Below are 18326 nucleotides of genomic sequence, written 5' to 3'. Positions count from 1 at the left end.
CGACCTGAACTCCGGATATGAAGCCGGCAAAAAAGACGACAATCGGAATCAGGTCCGAAATAGCCCTGCACAAAAGCTTGTCATTCAGGTAAATGTCAGGATTGGTAACCATGGTGGCCGGCTTCAACAGCCAAAGCGCCATCCTGCAGTGATGGGTTTACAGGCACCCCGCCGATAGCCCACGCCTCGGAGACAACCATTGACCAGCGAAAACGCATCATCTGGCCGACAGATATTCCGGCCAGCAATCGGCAGTGTCACACTGTGCCTTATAGCCACGCTTTATGTACTTCTTGTGACAAACAAGATGTTCTGGACGAAGTCCTATGGCTATTTTATCGCTGACCCGGCCGCTTTTGCCGCCTTCGTCATCGGTATTTCCGCAGCCATCATGGCGCTCTTCACGCTCTTCTCCGCCAAATACGTCACGAAGCCGGTCCTGATCTTCTTCATTCTGGTGGCATCGGTATCGTCCTGGTTCAACGACCAGTTCGGCGTCATCATCGACAAGGAGATGATCCGCAATGCGGCTGTTTCGACAGGCGCGGAAAGCGGCCATCTGATTACGACGCGCTTCATCACCTATGTTTTGCTGACAGGCATCTTGCCGTCGCTTGTCGTCGCATGGGTCCGGATCGTCCATCGCCCGATCTTCAAGAAACTCGCCTACAATACCGCCGTCATCCTCGCCTGCTCGGCGATCTTCGTCATCGCCGGGACGACCTTCTATAAGACTTATGCTGGCGTCGGCCGCGCTCATCGCGACCTGATGGATACCCTCAATCCGGTGATGCCGATCACAAGTGCGGTGCGTTACGTCATAGATACGCAAAGAAACGCAAACGTCGTCGCACAGCCATTGGGCACGGACGCCCATAGGGTCGGCGTCGTCGACAAGGGCAAGCCGCGCGTCACGATCATAGTCGCCGGAGAGACGGCCCGCGCACAGAACTTCTCGCTCGGCGGCTATGCCAAGATGACCAATCCGGAACTGGCAAAGCGCAATGTCGTCTACTTCCCCAATACCACCAGCTGCGGTACGGCGACAGCAACCTCCATACCCTGCCTCTTCTCGGTCTACACGCGCCAACAATACAGCCATCGCAAGGGGCTAGAGACGGAAAACCTGCTCGATGTCCTGACCCATGCCAAGGTCGACGTAACCTGGCTCGACAATGACACGGGCAGCTACAACGTCACCGATCGCGTTTCCTACACCTTTCTGCCGCACTCTGCCGATCCGCGCTTCTGCCAGGACGGCGAGTGCAAGGACGAGATCCTCGTCGACAAGGTCGACGGCTGGCTGGACAAGGTGAAGGGCGACAGCGTACTGGTGCTGCACCAGCTCGGCAGTCACGGCCCCGCCTACTATCAGCGCTACACGGAAGAATTCCGCCGGTTCCGGCCGGATTGCCGCTCCAACGACTTCAGCTCCTGCTCACAGGAGGAAATCACCAACGCCTATGACAATACGATCCTCTATACGGATCACATCGTCGCCATGGTGATCGACAAGCTGAAGCAGCGCTCCGACTCGATATCCGGCTCCGTGCTCTATTTCTCCGATCACGGCGAGTCGCTCGGTGAAAATGGCATCTATCTGCACGGCACGCCCTATTTCATCGCTCCTTCACAGCAGACGCATGTGCCGATGCTGGTATGGATGGCCGACGATCTCGCCAAGACCGCCGGTTTCGACATGGCCTGCCTAGCCAAGCAGGCCGCCGAGGGCACCTACTCTCACGACAACATCTTCCACAGCGTTCTCGGCATGACGGACGTCTCGACGAAGGTCTATGATCCGAAGCTGGATGTTTTCGCGGCCTGTCGCACGCCGTCGAACAAGCTGGCGCTGAACTGATGGACTGGGCAATGTCCGGCAGCCCTTTTTGACGGGCGGCCGGACCATCGGGATCGTTTAAAGATGCTTGGGCGCGCGGATCGTCCGCTCGTTTTCGACATTGCCGGTATTGAGCGTCGTATTGCGCTCGAACAGCACGACTTCGCAGGTCGGCTCGGCGACCGGACAATGCTCCACCCCATGCGGAACGATGATGTATTCGCCAGGGCCAAGGACGATATCGCCGCCATTTTCCTCGCGCAGCTTCATGCGCAGCGTGCCTTTGACGACCAGAAAGAGCTCGTCCTCTTCCTCATGATGGTGCCAATGGAATGCACCTTCCAGCTTGGTGAGCTTGACTTGGAAATCGTTGATATCGCCGCCGATGCGCGGACTCCAAGTCTCATCGAAGGCTGCAAAGGCTTTGGTAAGGTTCACCTTTTTCAGCGCGACCATATGTTTCCTCCTTGATCCAACTGCGCTCAGGTCGAAGCTAATATTGGCGTGACCGCCACCGATCGCAACGCCGGTATTACCGAATACCGCCGGTTACCATCGGCATATCGAATTCTTCGAAGATTTCAGCCGAAACTTTCCGGGTAGTGGATGGTCGGGAGCGGCACTACATGCTGTCTCAACATTATCATTTCGATAGATGACAGGAAAAATCATGACGACAAACAATGTCGAATTCGGCCTGGACACTTTCGGCGATGTGACCTTCGACGATAAGGGCGCACCGCTGCCGCATGCGCAGGTGCTGCGCAATGTCGTCGAGGAAGGCGTCCTTGCCGATCAGCTCGGCATCGACTTCTTCGGCATCGGCGAGCATCACCGCGAGGATTTTGCGGTCTCCTCGCCCGAAACGATCCTGGCCGCCATCGCCAGCCGTACATCGAAAATCCATCTGGGTTCCGCCGTGACGGTGCTAAGCTCGGACGATCCGATCCGCGTGTTCCAGCGCTTCTCCAGCCTGAACGCGGTTTCGGACGGCCGTGCCGAGGTCATCCTAGGCCGTGGCTCGTTTACGGAGTCCTTCCCGCTGTTCGGTTTCGAGCTGTCGCAATACGAGCAGCTCTTCGAGGAAAAGCTCGATCTGTTCGCGGCTCTTCTTAAAAATGAGCCGGTGAACTGGCAGGGCAGCATCCGCCCGCCGTTGCGCAACCAGAAGGTCTTCCCGACCATCGAGAGCGGCCAGCTGAAGACCTGGATCGGCGTCGGCGGCAGCCCGGAATCGGTGGTGCGTGCGGCTCACTATGATCTGCCGCTGATGCTGGCGATCATTGGCGGCAGCCCCTATCGCTTCCAGCCCTATGTCGACCTCTATCACCGCGCCTACGAGCAGCTCGGCAAACCCGTCAAGCCGATCGGCATCCATTCACCCGGCTATGTCGCCGAGACGGACGAGCAGGCGCGCGAGGAGCTGTGGCCCTGCTTCAAGGCGATGCGCGACCGCATCGGCCGCGAGCGCGGCTGGCCGCCCATGACGCGCGCGGAATTCGACAATGAGATCGAAAAGGGCTCGCTCTATGTCGGTTCGCCGGAAACGGTCGCCGCCAAGCTCGCCCCTGTCGTCAAGACGCTCGGCATCAGCCGCTTCCAGCTGAAATACAGCGCCGGTGCACTCGGCCATGACAAGATGTTACGTTGTATCGAACTCTACGGCCAGAAGGTGATCCCGGCGGTGCGCGCCGCTTTGGCGGAATAGTCGCAGCCTGCTCTCCGCGCTTGCCTTTCAACGCGATCAAAAAGGGCGCTTTGCAACGGTGCGAAGCGCCCTTTGTTTTGCGCTGTCATTCTTTTGCAGTAAATGCTACAGATAATATAATTGGTAGCATTCACTACAAAGATCCGATGGCAGAAGCGACACGGAAACCTCGCACTTTCGAAAACCGCGTTCTCGATGTGATGGAAACGCTGACACCGGCCGAGCAACGCATCGCCCATTTCTTCGTCGATCAGAAGCAGGCCGCACTGTTGAATTCGGCCGCCCAGATCGCGCAGCTCGCCGGCAGCAGCGACGCGACGGTCGTCCGCACCGCCCGCGCCCTCGGTTTCGAAAGTCTGTCGACGCTGCGGGCCGCTCTGCTTGAGGAGTTGACCGGAGCGCCATCCCCCGGAATGCGGATGCAACGCACGCTGGCTGAAACGGGCAGCCAGGCCGGCGATGCGCTTCACCATGTCATCGGCATGCACGAGCAGGCTTTGGATGTTCTGCGACGCGAGGAATTTGCCGCAAGCTTCGAACGTTGCGTCGATAGTCTTGCCAAGGCAGCCCGACGTCATGTCTTCGGCATCGGCCCGTCGGGCGCCATGGCAGATTATGCCAGCCTGCAGTTCAACCGCATCGGTCTGCCGACCAATGCGCTCTCGGCAGCGGGCATTGCCCTGGCGGACCGTCTGCTTGGGATAAGCAAAGGCGACGTCGTGCTGATGATGGCTTATGCCCCGCTCTATCGTGAGGTCGAAGTGCTGCTGGAATACGCCGGCAAGTATGAGGTGCCGGTCATCCTCATCAGCGATGATCTCGGCTTACAGATTGCCGACAAGGTGACGGAAGTCCTGCCCGTGCCGCGCAGCAATGCCGGCCACCTCGCCATGCATGGTGGTACTATGGTGTTGATCGAATCCCTGATCGTCGCGCTAGCCGCCAAGAGAAAGGACGCCGCCATCGATAGCCTCGATCAGCTCAGCCAGCTGCGTGGCGCGCTTGATAAATCATGGAGCAAACGCGGCACGAGGAAACGCAAGTGAATGGTAACCAGATCGCCAAGCCGGAGTGTCTCACGTGCGAGTTCATTCGACACATGAGGAACAGCAGTCCGGAAAATACCGTGTGCACTCAAAGCCCTAACCGAATTTTGGGAATCATCTCATGAACAGCCTCACACCCATTCTATCTACGGTGACGGCGTCGTTCCTCGGCTCCTTCGTCGAAGTCGTCGAAGCCTTCACCATCGTCCTTGCTGTCGGCGTCACACGAAGCTGGCGCCCGGCGCTCACAGGTGCCATGCTTGCCCTTGCGGTGCTGGCAGCTCTCGTTCTCATCTTCGGACCGCTGCTGGCGCTGATCCCGATCGAGATCCTGCAGTTCGTCGTCGGCGTTCTCCTCATCCTGTTCGGCATGCGCTGGTTGCGCAAAGCCATTCTCCGCTCGCTCGGCGTCATCGCCCTGCACGACGAGGAAGCAGCCTTCTCGAAGGAGACGGCCGCGCTGCAGGCGCAGTCGACCGATCGCCGCGCCGATTATCTCGCCGGGCTTGCCGCCTTCAAGGCGGTGCTGCTCGAAGGTGTCGAAGTGGTCTTCATCGTCATCGCCGTCGGCGGCGCGCATGGCCTGACACTCTATGCCGGCCTCGGTGCGCTCGCCGCCTTCGTGCTCGTCATGCTGATCGGGCTGATGGTGCATCGCCCGCTCGCCACCGTGCCGGAAAACACCCTCAAATTCGTCGTCGGCCTCATGCTGACAAGCTTCGGCATCTTCTGGACCGGTGAAGGCATTGGCGCGCATTGGCCGGGCGAGGATCTCGCCCTGATCGCCATCTTCGCGATCGTCTCGCTTGCCTCCTACGCCATCATCCGCGGCCTGCGCGGCAATCCAACAGCAAAGGCAGCCCAATGAATGTCCTGCGTATCGCCCTATCCGAGCTTATCGGCATGTTCATCGATGACGGCAGCCTCGCCACGCTCTGCCTCATCCTCATTCTCGTGATTGCCGGAGCGGTGGAGTTTCTCGCCTTGCCACCGCTCGCGGGTGGGTTTCTCCTATTGGTCGGCTGCCTCGCCATTCTGCTCTACAGCGTTCGCCGCGCCGTGAAACGATGAGATTCACAACCCTCTGCAAGAGCTTGGATTTGCAGAGGGTTGTCGGGTCAGCTGCCAATCCGCTTTAGCTCTCGACAGACGCTTTCGCAGATGCGAAGAATTTCGCACGGCAAATGCAAAGGAGAAACGGCATGAGCAGCGCCTATCCCGAAGTCTATTTGGTACGCCACGGACAGACGGAGTGGAGCCTCTCCGGCCGGCATACCGGCCGCACCGATATTCCCCTGACCGCTGCCGGCGAGGAAGCTGCCCGCAAGCTCGCCGCTCGCCTACCCCAGATCGATTTCGCCGCCGTCTGGTCCAGCCCGTCGCAGCGCGCACAAAACACCTGCGCGCTGGCCGGCTTCGGTGACCGCCGCGTCGTCAAGGAGGATCTGGCGGAGTGGGATTACGGCGCCTATGAGGGTATCACCACCAAGGCGATCCTTGCCGAACGTCCCGGCTGGCAAGTCTTCCGCGACGGCTGCCCGAATGGAGAAACAGCCGCCGATGTCGGCGCGCGTGCCGATCGGATCATCGGGGAACTTCGGGGTATTGAAGGCTCTATCCTGATCTTTTCCAGCGCCCATTTCCTGCGGGTCTTCGCCGCCCGCTGGGTTGGCCTGCAGCCGGAAGGCGGTGAGCATTTCATCCTCGACACCACGAGCATCAGCGTGCTTGGCTACGAGCATGATCTGACCGAGCCGGTCATCCGCCGCTGGAACGAAATCTGACGGCCTGCGCCTGCCCGCCAATCTCCACAAACGCTTCGAGCGGCCCAAGGCCGCTCGATGTCTTTTAGAAAATCAGCCTTCCGCTGCTTACCAAGGCTTGAGGCCCAACAGCTTTTCACCGAGCGGCGTCAATTTGGCCGTCGTCGCATTGTGCTTTTCCCATTCGCGAGGATCGCCCGGAAAGGCGTCGCGCTTCGGGGAATCCAGTTCCCTCCACAGGCGGATCCGTTCCTCGCGCTCGGCGATATTGTCGTATTCCGCCGGATGCATGGAGATATATTGCGCCATGCGAACGCGGTTCTCCGAATGGTTCGGACGAACGCCGTGCGCGAGCAGCGAGTTGAAGATCATCAGGTCGCCGGGCTCCATCTCGATATTGACGACCGAGAGACCCGTCATGTCAGGATGCATAGGATCGCGATCCGCCGGCTGCGTCTTTTCCCATTCCTCGAAATGCTCGAAGAGTTCCGGCACGCACTGGAATCCGCCGACATCGCCATCCTGTTTCTTCAGACTCAGGACACCCTGAACGCCGATCGGCAGCGGCCGGATCGAAGTATCGACATCCCAATGGATGAAGCCGTTCGGGTTGCCTTTCACCTTCTTCGGCGGGTTGAGATTGGCGCGATCGATGGTGACCCAAAGGTCTTCGCGATCCCAGATGTCGACGAAGACATCGTAGATCCGCTTTTCCATTCGGTTATCCCAGAGATACTGGTGATTATAGATCTCCAGCATGCCGGTATTGTTGAGCTCCTTCATCTTGTGCTCGCGCCGCTGTGGCGCATACCAGGTGGAGGGGTCGTTCGGATCCTTCTCGTCAAAACGCCACAAAAGCTCGACAAGCCGCTCGACATTCGCAGCCGGCACAGCCTGCCGCACGATCACATAGCCTTTCGTGATCCAGTGCTGCCAATCGTCCTTCGACAGCACTCTGAGCGGCAATGTCTTCTGAATATCCTTCAATTGCGTGGTGACCGCTGATGCGGTCGGGTGCGCGTCTCGTTTCAAGGCAGGCTGCATCGGTTTCCTCCATATCGCTGGCCCCTTTGGTTTCGGGTGACAGGGAAGATGTAGCTTCCATCGGCGAGGCAATGTTGCCCGGCTCTGGCCAAATCTGATACTATTCTGGCTTATATCTCACTATGGACGCCCAATGAGGCCTTATCTCGAAGTTTTACCCCGTTCGCCGGAAGCATCCTGGAGCATGCTGAACCGCAGGCTTGACGACTGCATTCCGTTCCAATGGCATCATCATCCGGAATTCGAACTGACGCTGACGCTGAATTCCATCGGCCAGCGCTTCATCGGCGACCATAGCGGCGACTATGGTGACGGCGATCTCGTTCTCGTCGGCCCCAATCTGCCGCATAGCTGGGTTTCGCGCGCCAAGATCGAGGAAGAAAAGCCGCATATTGCCTTGGTTCTTTGGTTCAATCGCGACTGGCTCTTGCAGATGACGGGGGGCGCTATCGAATTCCGGTCGATCGAAACGATACTGCAGCGTGGAGATAATGGCCTCCGCTTTTCGCAGACAACCTCCACCGCCGTTCGTCCCGCCTTCGAAACCATTTTCGAAAAGCCGCCCGTCGAGCGCCTTCTGGCTTTGCTCGGCATTCTGGTGAAAGTCGCGGAAGACCGGCAGGCGACGCCGCTTGCAAGCGCGCCGGCGCAGGCACCGGACCTGAAGGAAAGCCGCGAGCGCATCGACCGCGTACTGACGCATATGCATCTTCATTATGCCCGCGCGATCAGCCTCGATGAGCTGGCCGATATCGCGGCGCTCAGCGTCTCCGGCCTGCACCGCATGTTTCGCCGCCATACCGGCGGGACGATATCGGATTACCTGATGCGCATGCGCATCGGCGATGCCTGTGCCCGCCTCTCTTCCACGGATCAGGCCATCCACCATATCAGCGATGCCGTCGGCTATGCCTCGCTTGCCAATTTCAACAGGCAGTTCAGGGCGCTGAAAGGCGTGACACCGCGCGAGTATCGGGCGATGTTCCTCAGGCGCTGAGAAGCGCCACTTCGAGCAGCCTCGCAATTTTCGCCGCCGCCGCATCCGCCGCGGACGCCTCCATGCGGGCAATGCCGAGCAGCAGCCCGGGTCGCGCGGAGCCGAGATACAGCGCCGATATCGGCCGCACAGCAAAGCCATTGGCATTGATGATCCGGGCGACGGCGATATCATCGGTCTCTGCATCGCGGAACCAGCTGGCAAGCTGCAACCCGCCGCCACCAGCTCCGACTTGGAGTTCAGCGCCGCAATGGCGACTAAGCGCCTCGACGGTTGCTGCCATGCGTTCCGCATAAATACCGTTCATATGCCTCAGATGCGCACGAAACCGCCCCTCACGCATGAAATCGGCAAGGGCGGCCTGGATGTGGACGGGCACGATGGCGCCTCTCAGCCGTTGAGCCGCTTCGGTCGCCGCCAGAAGCCGTGAGGGAATGACGGCATAAGCGACGCGCAGACCAGGCGCGAGCGTCTTCGAGAAGGTGCCGATATAAGCGACCACCTCGCCGTGATCGATGCCTTGCAGGGCGGCAATCGGGCGCGACGCATATTGAAATTCGCTGTCATAATCGTCTTCCAGCACGATCGCACCATTAGCGCGGGCAAACTCCAGCAAAGCGAGACGGCGCGGCAGGCTCATGGTGGCGCCGGTCGGATATTGATGCGAGGGCGTGACATAGATCAGCCGCGGCGATGGCCCGGCCCCTTGCGCGATATCGATGCCCTCGGCATCGCAGGGCACCGGCACGAGGCTCGCCCCGGCCATGCGCAGAATTGCTTGCGCGCTGGCATAGCCGGGGTCCTCCATCCAGACGACATCACCCGGATGATCCGGTTGAAGCAACACACTCGCAAGCAGCCCGATCGCCGCCCCCGTCGATGGCACGATCACGATCTGCTCGGGACGCGCAACCACGCCGCGCGTCGCCGAGATATGCTCAAGGATCGCCTCGCGCAATTCGCGAACGCCGCCATGATCGCTGTAGCCGAGATCATGCACCCGCAATGAACGACCGCGGGCGCCGAGACAACGCGCCCAGGCGGCATGGGGAAAGCTGAAGACATCAGGCACCCCCGGCTCGAACAAGCCTCCCCTTTTGAATTCCGTAACCCGTGGCAGATTTGGCGGCGGCGGTGCGACCTGACCCGGCATTGGCGTCGCCGGGAACGCTGCAACGCGTGTCGCCGCACCCGATGCCGAGCGCAGGTAGCCTTCAGCCTTGAGCCGATCATAGGCATTGACCACGGTCGACCGCGCAACGCCGAGCGAGACGGCCATCGCCCGCGTCGACGGCACGCGCTGCCCTGCGGGCATCTGACCACGAAGAATGCGGTCGCGCATCAGGCGATAGACTTGCCCTTCCAGATCGCCCGAAATCCGGTCCAGTGCCGGCCACTGCGCCACCTCTGTCATGAAACCTCAACTGGTCTGCTAAAAATCAAAAAACTGGCCGTTTATAGCCTACCTCTTTGCTGACACAGATCAACGCCCGATCTGTGAGGAAGACATGGCCGATCACTATCCACCTAATAGCGCCACCTACCCGACCACCGAGCGTACTCGCGTGCGGCGCAGCCCGAAGCGTGGCAGTCACGCTCATGCCGATGTCCACGCCATTCTGGATGCGGCTCCGCTCTGTCATGTCGGTTATATCATCAACGGCGCCCCCTATGTGACACCGACCCTGCATTGGCGCGAGGGCGACTACATCTATTGGCACGGCTCATCCGCCAGCCGCTTCCTGCGCGCTGCTGAGGACATGCCGGTCTGCCTGACCTGCAGCATGATCGATGGCTATGTGCTCGCCCGCTCGGCTTTTAACCATTCCGTCAACTATCGCTCAGCCATGGTCTTCGGCACGGCTCGGCTGGTCGACGACATCGAGGAAAAGACGGATGCACTGCGTCGCTTCGTCGAAGACCTGTTCCCCGGCCGCTGGGACAGCCTCAGGCCGATGACAAAGCAGGAGGTCAAGGCGACTTCGGTGATGCGAATGAAAATCGACGAGGCCTCGGCTAAAATCCGCAACGGCCCGCCCGGCGACATGGACGAGGCAGATCATCCCGTCTGGGCCGGCATCCTGCCCATCGAAAGCCGCCTTTTGCCGCCGCAACCGGCGCCGGGCATGCCAGACGGGATAGAGCTGCCACAATCCCTCGCAGACCTGATACAATCGGGCCGGCTTCGCTGAACCGCATTTGATGACCAAGGACTTTGATATGGATCTCACGAACTGGAAGGGCGTCGCCCGCCCCGAGCGCATTACCCTTGAAGGCCGCTACACCCGGATCGAGCCGCTCGAGCCGGCCAGACACGGCGAGGACCTTTACGCTTCTGCTCGAGCCCCCGGCGCCGAAGATCGTTTCCGCTACCTTTTCGAAGACGCGCCGGCCAATCACGCCGCCTTCTCTCCCTGGCTCGAGAAAGCCGCTTCCGGCACCGATCCGCTCTTCTTCGCGACGATCGACAAGCGCACGGGACGCGCCGAGGGCCGGCAGGCTCTGATGCGCATCGACAACACGCATGGCGTTATCGAGATCGGCAGTATCCTCTGGGGACCCGCCATCGCGCGCAGCCGCGTGACGACCGAAACGCTCTATCTGTTTGCATCATACGTTTTCGATACCCTTGGCTATCGTCGCTTCGAATGGAAGTGCAATAATCTCAATGAGCCGTCGAAGCGAGCAGCCGAACGCTTTGGTTTCGTTTTCGAAGGCATCTTCCGCCAGCACATGGTCGCGAAGGGCAAGAACCGTGACACCGCCTGGTTTGCCATGATCGACGCCGACTGGCTGCGGCTGAAGGCCGGCTACGAACGCTGGCTGGCCTTGGAGAACTTCGATGAGGCTGGCCAGCAGAAGACCAAGCTGACGTTCGCATAAAGCAGCCTGTGCCAACCCCGGCTATAGAAGCTTGCGAAAATAAACCACGCGCCTGGTTTCGATAAAGCCGAGCGCCGCATGGAAGGCATGGCTCGCAAGATTGTCGATCAGCGCATCCGAGGCGAACTCCGTGCAACCGGCGGCCCGATCCCACGTACCAACTGCATCGCAGAGCGCCCGCGCCACCCCTCCGCGCCGATGTTCAGGGCGCACATAGATGCCTTCGAGGAAGAGAACCGGTGACGTCTTGCAGCCATTGACGTAATCGTGCCGCAATGTCGCTTCAGCAAAACCGGCGACATGACCGGCAGAATCGATCGCAAGATACGCAACAGCATTTTCATTGGCGCGAAATTGTGCCAGCTCCGCGCGATGATGTTCGTACGAACTATCTGGCCAAAGCTTGGCGCGCAATCGCGTCCACTCCTCCAGATATTCGTCTGCTGCCTGCTCTATCCGCATGTTTCGATCTCCTGTCCAACTACCTGTTGCTGGCGAACGGAAAAATTTCGCTTTCGACTCCACAATCATCGCGCTACATATCCCGCATACTCACGCGTAAATTTTTCGCTGATCAGAATCTGAGGATGATGGAATGACATTTCAAAGCAGTTCGCGTCTTTACGCTGCTGTTTCCTCCCTGCTGTGGCCCGCCATCTTCTGTGCCGGATTGACCGGTGCATATTTCGCCTTCGAATCGAATATGCATCTGCTCTGGTTCAACGTCGTCTATCTGTCGACAGTGGCGGTGATTGCCCTCTTCGAGCGACTGATGCCTTACGAGAAGACCTGGCAGAAGCGCGATGGTGAGACGTTCAACGATATTGCCCACACGCTGCTGAACAAGGGGGGCGTACAGATCGCCGCTGCGATCGGCACCTCCTTCCCGATGGCGGTCGCGACGGTCGCGCAGCCGGCGTTGAGCTACCATTCGCATTTCTGGCCGGATCAATGGCCCATGGCGTTCCAGGTAGTACTCGGCCTCGTCATTGCGGAGTTCGGCCTCTATATGGCGCATCGCCTGGCGCATGAGCATCTGTCGCTCTGGCGCTTTCATGCGCTACATCACAGCGTCGAACGGCTATGGGTCATCAACACAGGCCGTTTTCACGTCATCGATACGCTGTTCAAGATCGCGCTCGGTCAAATTCCGCTCTATCTGCTCGGCGCGCCGTTGCCTGTCTTCCTCTGGATCGGAGCGGTTACGGCTTTCATCGGTCTGCTCACGCATTGTAACGTCGACATGCGCACCGGCCCGCTCGACCTCATATTTTCGACTCCACGCCTCCATCGCTGGCATCATTCCAAGATTCTTGCCGAGGGAAATACGAATTATGGGGAAAACCTCGTGATCTGGGATCAGCTTCTCGGCACTTTCTACAACCCGCCACGTCCGTCCTCGACCGATATCGGCATCACCGGCAAGGTGGCCAAGGGTTTCCTCGCTCAGCTCATCCAACCCTTCTCCCGAAAAGGCCGCAGGGAAATTATCGGCAAGAAGCCCAAAGAGCTGATTCTCAAGGAAGAACAGGCCGCAAAGGCCGCCGCCGAAAGACAACGTGCCGCCGCCTCGATGCGCAAATCAGGCTGACGAGATGCACGAAAGGCGCACCCGTTTCGCGTTTGGGCGGGTGCATTGTCGCGCATGCCTTGTGAACAGAAACATCGTGAAAAATTGCAGCCCCGCAATATACGTATTTCGGTTTCAAACCGAGAAGATCTTGTCATTTAACGTGTATTGAAAAAGGCAGGCTGGGGGTTTACCTAACTCCCAGCATTTATTTGAGACGAAAGATCAGGAAAATCATTGAGATGGAAGGGAGGTTTGCAACAGAATACCTTAAGCAACTTCACAGAATATTTTTCATTTCCAGAGAAATAGACCGGCTCGAGCGAGAATTCATCAAGCAGGGCATAGCACATTTTCACGTTTCCGGCGCCGGCCACGAGTCCACAGCGCTTCTCAACGAATTCCTTCAGGACGACGACTGGCTGCATCTCCATTATCGCGACAAGGCCCTGATGCTGGCGCGCGGCATGCCCATTCGTGAGTTCTTTTCCAGTCTGCTTGCGACAGCCAATTCTCATTCCGCCGGCCGGCAGATGAGTGCGCATCTGTCTTCCCGCGCGCTCAACATCACGTCGATCGTCGGCCCCGTCGGCAACAATGCCCTGCACGCCGTCGGCGTCGCGGCATCCCTGAAGCACAGGCCCGGCATGCCGATCGCCATCTGTTGTGTCGGCGATGGCACCACGCAGCAGGGCGAATTCCTCGAAGCGGTCGCCGAGGCCGTGCGCAGCCAATATCCCGTCGTCTTCGTCATCGAGGACAACAGCTTCTCCATCTCGACCCGCACAAGCAAACAGACTTTCTTCGATCTGCCCGCCGGCCCCTCCTCCTCTTTCTACGGCATCGATATCATCCGCACGGATGGCGACGATCTCACCGCATCGCGCGACGCTTTCCGCAAGGCCGTCCGTCACAGCCGCAACAACCGCACGCCAAGCATCGTGCTTTTGAATGTCGAGCGCCTTTCCGACCACACCAATGCCGACGATCAGAAGACCTATCGCACCCTGCTCGAAATCGAGGCGGGCTCCTCGCGCGACCCGCTGCCAAATCTGCGGGCGATGCTGCAGAAGGCCGGCATCGATGCCGATGCTCTACAAAAGATCGAACGGGAATTGATTGCGGAAGTGCAGGCGGAAGCCGCCCTTGCCCGCAAGGAAGACGCCCCGAAGGTTGAGCCGGAAGCCAAAGCTCCCTACCCCGCTTCCTTCGATAAGAAGGCAGAATATCGCGGCAACGAGAATGCTTCGACGCTGACGATGCGCGAGGCGCTGAATGTCGTTCTCGACAAGCAGCTGGCCGCCAACCCCGAAGTCGTCCTATTCGGGCAGGATATTGAAGATCCGAAAGGCGACGTTTTCGGCGTCACCCGCGGCCTCAGCACGAAATATCCCGACCGCGTTCGCAACGCCGCCCTCACCGAATCGACAATCGTCGGCACCGCCGTTGGCCGCTCGCTGGCCGGCCAGCGCCCCGTCGCCTTCCTGCAATTCGCCGATTTCCTGCCGCTGGCCTATAATCAGATCGTCTCGGAAATGGGCAGCATGTTCTGGCGCAGCAATGGCGCCTGGGAAGCACCCGTCATCCTGATGGTGAGCTGCGGCGGCTATAAGCCCGGCCTTGGCCCGTTCCACGCCCAGAGCTTCGAGGGGATGCTGGCGCACACACCGGGCATCGACGTCGTCATGCCCTCCAGCGCCGGCGATGCGGCCGGTCTGCTGAATGCTGCCTTCGAGTCGCGGCGCCCCACGGTTTTCCTTTATCCGAAGGCCGTGCTCAATAATTCCGACGGCCGCACCTCCGAGGATATCGACAAGCATTTCGTCCATCCCGGCCTGTCGCGCCATGTCGCCCGTGGCCGCGACATCACGCTCGTCAGCTACGGCAACACGGTTTCGCTCTGCGCCAATGCTGCAAGCGCCTTCGAGGCACAGGGCTTCTCCGTCGAGGTGATCGATCTGCGCTCGATCTCACCCTGGGACGAGAAGGAAGTGCTGGCGAGCGCACGGCGCACCCGCCGCCTGATCGTCGTCCATGAGGACAATCGCACCGTTGGCATGGGCGCGGAAATCATCGCGACCGTCACCGAAAAGACCGATGTGCCGGTCGTCGTGCGCAGGCTGGCCCGCTCGGACGCTCACATTCCCTTTAACTTCCGCAATCAGCTCGAGACACTGCCCTCCTATCGCAAGCTGGTCGATCTGATGGCCGAAGTCCTCGAATGCGAAGTGACCTGGCACGAAGAGGACGACAGCGGCCCGACGGCGGCGATCAAGGCAATCGGCTCCGGCCCCGCCGACGAGAACGTCCTCGTGACCGATATGCTCGTCAAGCCCGGCGACAAGATCGAAGTCGGCCAGCTCGTTGCCGTCGTCGAGGCGACGAAAGCCTCGGTCGAAATCTGCGCCAATATCGGCGGTGTCGTGCAGGAAGTCTTCGCCAAGATCGGCGATCAGATCGCCACGGACAGCCCGCTTCTGACCGTCGACGCCAACCGTGATCTCAGCGAACAGAATTTTGCGCTGGCCTCCGAGATCCAGAACAAATTCGTGCTGCGGCGGCTGAAGTCGCATGTCATCCCGACGCTGCGCCGCCATACCGGCAGCTTCTCGGAAGTCGTCATCAACGGCATTGGCATCGCGACCGGCGCCCGCCGCGTCACCAACGAAGAGATCATCCATAATTGGCCGAACCGCCGCGCTGACGAGATTCTGGCGCTGACGGGCATCAAGAGCCGCTTCTGGGTCGGCCCTGAAGAGGGCACGCTGAGCCTTGCCGCCAAGGCGACGCGCGATCTTCTCAAGCAGAACCAGATGTCGATCCACGATGTCGACCTGGTGATCGCCGCCACGGGCACGCCTGACATCGCCACGCCGTCGCTCGCAAGCCGCGTCGCGGTTGCCGTCGCCGAAGACGGTGTGCGGCCGTCGCTGGCCGCCTATGACATGGGTGCCGCTTGCTCCGGCTATCTCTACGCCCTGCAGCAGGCCTATGATTTCATCGCCCAGCAGAACGACGCCAAGGTGCTCATCATCACCTCGGAAGTTCTGTCGCCGCTGCTCGACATGAACGATTTCTCCACCGCGATCCTGTTCGGCGATGCCGCAACCGCCAGCCTCGTGACCAGCCGCGACATGGCGCGCAACCCGCTCTTCACCGCAAGCCGCCCGATCGTCAGCGGCCGGCCGGAACCGGGCGATCTACTCTATGTTCCGCTGCCGGATGATGGCGTCATTGCCATGAACGGCCGCTCGGTCTTCACCGAGGCCGTGCATTCGATGACCCGCTCGATCGAAAACGCCTGTGTCGATGCCGGCATCGAACTTGCCAATCTCGATCTGCTGGTGCCGCACCAGGCCAACCAGCGTATCATCGACACCATCGCCAAGCGCAGCGGCCGCCCGGCCCTCAGCGTCATCGAAACCTATGGCAACACCAGCTCATCAAGCATTCCACTCGCCATGCTGCATGTCGCCAACGAATATTCCGAGCCGCTCAATCTCGGCCTCGTGGCCTTCGGCGGCGGCATGACGGCGGGCGCGGCAATCGTCAGAACCGTGAAGTAATCGTCAAACGGTTGCAGGACCAAAAGAAGACCCCGAAATCCTTGAGGATTCCGGGGTTTTCTGTTGGGCAACTCCAGGAAAAGCGCACAGCGGTTTCCATCCGGAATTTGCTGGGAAACAAAGAGGTAGCGCGGTCCAAGGTTTCCGTGAAAAGCCGAACCGCTCCGCATCCACCAACCGGCCCGGTCAGGGCTTCGGGCGGTTTCTGAACGCCTCGGCTTCGGCGTAGAATTTCTTTTCCCATTCCTTGTGATTGTCGAGGCCTTCCTTGATGAAAGGTGTGAAGATCGCGAGGTTCATCAGGGCCCAATTGACGATGCGGGCCGGGAACTTCAGCGGCTTGACGAAATCGACGAAGAGCACCACGCGGGTCTTATCGGTATGGTTCCAGGCTTCATGCTCATAGGCATCGTCGAAGATCAGCGCTTTGCCTTCCTGCCAATGGCATACCTGCCTGTCGACGCGGATGGCGAGCTTCTCGTTTGGCTCCGGCACGATGAGGCCGAGATGCAGGCGCAGCACGCCGTTATAGGGGCCGCGATGGGCGGGAAGATGCTTGCCCGGCTCGAAGATCGAGAACATCGCCGTCGTCAGGCCTGGGATCTTCTGCACGGCCGCCCAGGTATTCGGGCACGCCTTGATGTTCTGCTCCGATTTCACCCCGAAGCCGAGGAGGAAGAAGGTCTTCCAACGCGTATCGGTGGAAATGGTCTTCACGTCGGTGGAGATGTCCTGGAAGGTCGGTAGCTCGCTCTGGCGCAGCAGCACCTTTTCGAGCTCGGCGCGGATCGCCGGATAATCCTTCTCGATCTCGGCCGCCCAGGGGAAAGTCGCGGTGTCATAGACGGGCGGATTGCCGAGCTTGGCATATTTCAGATTGAGGCGTTCTGCCCAGGCGACGATGCCCATGAAAAAGCGCGTCATGGCGCTGGCGCGGTCCATCGGCGCAATGCCAGCGGTGCCAAAGGTCTGTTCGGGAGCGGGAGATTGGTTGGAAGTGGGAGCAGGTGCGCTCAAGGGACTCTCCGTCATGTCTGTCTTTTGGGGCGGTGCAGTCCAGGAGGAGAAATCTTTGCCCGGGGATTCTGCATTGCGAATCCCGACGCGAGAACAGGCTTGTCATTGGGAATGCCTGCCTGCTCTTTCCTGATCGACGCCCGACTCCTTGTGTTATGCGGTGATCTTAATAGGCGATTATATGAGTTGATTGGTCGAATTTCGCAAGAGAGTCCCTTCGCAACGAGCGGTGGTTTATCCGAGAAGGAATCTCCGGCGATTCTCGAGAGGGATTCACCCCAGAACCGGCAAAAATGCGGCGAAATCCGCCGGCCTCCAATCACTAGGCAGTTTGAGCCTGAATTATTAGCCGGACAATTGCAAGTCCCGCCATCAGAGCGCCGATCGACAGGAAAACGGATAGGGCGACATAGGCGATGGACGGCATCCACTGGCCGCGCTCCCAAAGCAAGACACTCTCCAGCGCAAAGGTCGAAAACGTCGTGAAACCGCCCAGAACGCCGGTTGTGAGAAACAGTCGCACCTCCTGCGACATACCGCCGCGAAAAGCGAAATATTCCGTCAACAGCCCCATGACGAAGGCCCCGAGGATATTGATGATGAGGGTGCCGAACGGAAACTCGACACCGACCGCACGCGCGGCGAGTTCATTCACGCCGAGACGGAATGCACCGCCGAGTCCGGCACCGAGAAAAACAATAAGATAGATCACGGCAATCTCCCGCTGTGTTTAATGATCATCATTCGCAACATGCCCGATCGAAAGACCCGAATTGGCGCCGCCGCGATATCGGCTATCGCAAATGCCGACGCCAAGATCCGCTCGCCAACCCGGCCGCCCCTAGGCCAGTTAAGGTGGTGACTGCAAAAACTGCATGGAATAACGGCAAGA

General features: G+C 59.7%; 17 protein-coding genes. 11 read left to right on the top strand and 6 right to left on the bottom strand.

The genetic code is table 11. The features are described 5' to 3' along the window. The first annotated feature begins 199 nt into the window (after positions 1-199). Complete coding sequence (locus JJQ51_RS19480) at positions 200-1861, top strand: phosphoethanolamine transferase (RefSeq protein ID WP_113389017.1); 1662 nt, start codon at positions 200-202, stop codon at positions 1859-1861. A 57-nt stretch (positions 1862-1918) separates the two neighbouring features. Here the strand turns inward: JJQ51_RS19480 and JJQ51_RS19475 are convergent, their stop codons facing one another. Continuing rightward, complete coding sequence (locus tag JJQ51_RS19475) at positions 1919-2296, bottom strand: cupin domain-containing protein (protein ID WP_113330184.1); 378 nt, start codon at positions 2294-2296, stop codon at positions 1919-1921. Positions 2297-2510: 214 nt separating this feature from the next. Between JJQ51_RS19475 and JJQ51_RS19470 the strand changes: the two genes are divergently transcribed. The 5 genes from JJQ51_RS19470 to JJQ51_RS19450 all read left to right on the top strand — a co-directional run bounded on the left by JJQ51_RS19470 (position 2511) and on the right by JJQ51_RS19450 (position 6378). Further along, the gene (locus tag JJQ51_RS19470; RefSeq protein WP_113330185.1) at positions 2511-3548 is read left to right on the top strand and encodes an LLM class flavin-dependent oxidoreductase; all 1038 of its coding nucleotides are present in this window, start codon (positions 2511-2513) and stop codon (positions 3546-3548) included. A 146-nt stretch (positions 3549-3694) separates the two neighbouring features. Continuing rightward, positions 3695-4594, top strand: coding sequence for a MurR/RpiR family transcriptional regulator (locus JJQ51_RS19465; protein ID WP_269245125.1), 900 nt, complete (start codon positions 3695-3697; stop codon positions 4592-4594). A 121-nt stretch (positions 4595-4715) separates the two neighbouring features. Beyond that, positions 4716-5462 carry a COG4280 domain-containing protein gene (locus JJQ51_RS19460; protein ID WP_113330187.1) on the top strand — a complete coding sequence of 249 codons (747 nt, stop codon included), beginning with the start codon at positions 4716-4718 and terminating at the stop codon, positions 5460-5462. Then, positions 5459-5665 carry a hypothetical protein gene (locus JJQ51_RS19455; protein WP_113395429.1) on the top strand — a complete coding sequence of 69 codons (207 nt, stop codon included), beginning with the start codon at positions 5459-5461 and terminating at the stop codon, positions 5663-5665. The genes JJQ51_RS19460 and JJQ51_RS19455 overlap by 4 nt, the downstream gene beginning before the upstream one ends. Before the next feature lie 131 nt (positions 5666-5796). Continuing rightward, the gene (locus tag JJQ51_RS19450; RefSeq protein ID WP_113330189.1) at positions 5797-6378 is read left to right on the top strand and encodes a histidine phosphatase family protein; all 582 of its coding nucleotides are present in this window, start codon (positions 5797-5799) and stop codon (positions 6376-6378) included. An 87-nt stretch (positions 6379-6465) separates the two neighbouring features. On the opposite strand, the gene JJQ51_RS19445 is transcribed toward JJQ51_RS19450, so the two are convergent. Continuing rightward, positions 6466-7401: a phytanoyl-CoA dioxygenase family protein gene (locus JJQ51_RS19445; RefSeq protein WP_269245124.1), complete on the bottom strand. Its 936-nt coding sequence runs from the start codon at positions 7399-7401 to the stop codon at positions 6466-6468. Between the two features lie 133 nt (positions 7402-7534). Between JJQ51_RS19445 and JJQ51_RS19440 the strand changes: the two genes are divergently transcribed. Then, positions 7535-8398, top strand: coding sequence for an AraC family transcriptional regulator (locus tag JJQ51_RS19440; protein WP_269245123.1), 864 nt, complete (start codon positions 7535-7537; stop codon positions 8396-8398). On the opposite strand, the gene pdxR is transcribed toward JJQ51_RS19440, so the two are convergent. Then, entirely contained in the window at positions 8388-9812 is a 1425-nt protein-coding gene (pdxR, locus tag JJQ51_RS19435) for a MocR-like pyridoxine biosynthesis transcription factor PdxR (RefSeq protein WP_269245122.1), read from the bottom strand. The genes JJQ51_RS19440 and pdxR overlap by 11 nt on opposite strands. A gap of 94 nt (positions 9813-9906) precedes the next feature. Between pdxR and JJQ51_RS19430 the strand changes: the two genes are divergently transcribed. Both JJQ51_RS19430 and JJQ51_RS19425 read left to right on the top strand, forming a co-directional pair. Further along, positions 9907-10590, top strand: a complete 684-nt coding sequence (locus tag JJQ51_RS19430) for a pyridoxamine 5'-phosphate oxidase family protein (RefSeq protein WP_269245121.1) — start codon at positions 9907-9909, stop codon at positions 10588-10590. Between the two features lie 28 nt (positions 10591-10618). Continuing rightward, entirely contained in the window at positions 10619-11281 is a 663-nt protein-coding gene (locus JJQ51_RS19425; RefSeq protein WP_269245120.1) for a GNAT family N-acetyltransferase, read from the top strand. Between the two features lie 21 nt (positions 11282-11302). Here JJQ51_RS19425 and aac(6') read toward each other — a convergent pair whose 3' ends face one another. Next, positions 11303-11743 carry an aminoglycoside 6'-N-acetyltransferase gene (gene aac(6'), locus JJQ51_RS19420; protein WP_113351734.1) on the bottom strand — a complete coding sequence of 147 codons (441 nt, stop codon included), beginning with the start codon at positions 11741-11743 and terminating at the stop codon, positions 11303-11305. Positions 11744-11876: 133 nt separating this feature from the next. On the opposite strand from aac(6'), the gene JJQ51_RS19415 reads away from it, so the two are divergent. Then, positions 11877-12872, top strand: coding sequence for a sterol desaturase family protein (locus tag JJQ51_RS19415; protein WP_113351733.1), 996 nt, complete (start codon positions 11877-11879; stop codon positions 12870-12872). A gap of 221 nt (positions 12873-13093) precedes the next feature. After that, a complete protein-coding gene (locus JJQ51_RS19410) occupies positions 13094-16417 on the top strand; it encodes a thiamine pyrophosphate-dependent enzyme (RefSeq protein WP_113351732.1) in 3324 nt (1107 codons plus the stop codon). Positions 16418-16603: 186 nt separating this feature from the next. On the opposite strand, the gene JJQ51_RS19405 is transcribed toward JJQ51_RS19410, so the two are convergent. Together JJQ51_RS19405 and crcB are read right to left on the bottom strand one after the other, a co-directional pair. Next, entirely contained in the window at positions 16604-17449 is an 846-nt protein-coding gene (locus JJQ51_RS19405; protein WP_113351731.1) for an aspartyl/asparaginyl beta-hydroxylase domain-containing protein, read from the bottom strand. A gap of 307 nt (positions 17450-17756) precedes the next feature. Further along, on the bottom strand, positions 17757-18146 hold the full coding sequence (gene crcB / locus JJQ51_RS19400; protein WP_113351730.1) for a fluoride efflux transporter CrcB: 390 nt from the start codon (positions 18144-18146) through the stop codon (positions 17757-17759). Between the last annotated feature and the right edge of the window lie 180 nt (positions 18147-18326).

The sequence above is a fragment of the Rhizobium sp. AG207R genome (genome assembly GCF_027109195.1).
Taxonomy (GTDB): Bacteria; Pseudomonadota; Alphaproteobacteria; order Rhizobiales; family Rhizobiaceae; genus Rhizobium; species Rhizobium dioscoreae.
The sequence above is the reverse complement of the archived record's forward strand: the minus strand, read 5'-3'. Positions and strand labels throughout refer to the sequence as shown.